A 1,062-nucleotide genomic window follows, 5' to 3' on the forward strand; every position below is an offset into this window, starting at 1 on the left:
TGTTGGTGATGGCGTGCCTTTTGAAGAATGAGCCTGCGAGTTATGGTGTGTGGCGAGGTTAACCGGTGTCGGGTAGCCGTAGCGAAAGCGAGTCTGAATAGGGCGTTTTTAGTCGCATGCTGTAGACCCGAAGCGGAGTGATCTAGCCATGGGCAGGGTGAAGCGCCGGTAAGACGGTGTGGAGGCCCGAACCCACCAGGGTTGAAAACCTGGGGGATGACCTGTGGTTAGGGGTGAAAGGCCAATCAAACTCCGTGATAGCTGGTTCTCCCCGAAATGCATTTAGGTGCAGCGTCGCGTGTTTCTTGCCGGAGGTAGAGCTACTGGATGGCTGATGGGCCCTACCAGGTTACTGACGTCAGCCAAACTCCGAATGCCGGTAAGTGAGAGCGCGGCAGTGAGACTGCGGGGGATAAGCTTCGTAGTCGAGAGGGAAACAGCCCAGATCATCGGCTAAGGCCCCTAAGCGTGTGCTAAGTGGGAAAGGATGTGGAGTTGCTGTGACAACCAGGAGGTTGGCTTAGAAGCAGCCACCCTTGAAAGAGTGCGTAATAGCTCACTGGTCAAGTGATTCCGCGCCGACAATGTAGCGGGGCTCAAGCACACCGCCGAAGCCGTGGCATTGACACTTTGTGTGTTGATGGGTAGGGGAGCGTCCTGTATCCGGTGAAGCCTCGGGGTGACCCAGGGGTGGAGGGTGCGGGAGTGAGAATGCAGGCATGAGTAGCGAATCACACGTGAGAAACGTGTGCGCCGGATGACCAAGGGTTCCTGGGGCAGGCTAATCCGCCCAGGGTAAGTCGGGACCTAAGGCGAGGCCGACAGGCGTAGTCGATGGACAACGGGTTGATATTCCCGTACCCGCTGGTATGCGCCAACGCTGAATCCTCTGATGCTAACCACCTGAACCATCCTTTGGGCCTTCGGGTCTGTTGGGTGGGGAGCGTGGGGCCCGAGGGGGTAGTAGGTGAGTGATGGGGTGACGCAGGAGGGTAGCTCAGCCCGGGCGGTGGTTGTCCCGGGGTAAGGCTGTAGGGAGAGAGATAGGTAAATCCGTCTCTC

1 rRNA gene is annotated in these 1,062 nt (G+C 58.1%); it reads left to right on the forward strand.

Annotated elements, in window-relative coordinates:
• Positions 1-1,062: ribosomal RNA gene (locus AB0H37_RS45055) — 23S ribosomal RNA — on the forward strand; the annotation flags it as partial.

This window comes from Actinomadura sp. NPDC023710 (assembly GCF_040639875.1).
GTDB classification, from domain to species: domain Bacteria; phylum Actinomycetota; class Actinomycetes; order Streptosporangiales; family Streptosporangiaceae; genus Spirillospora; species Spirillospora citrea.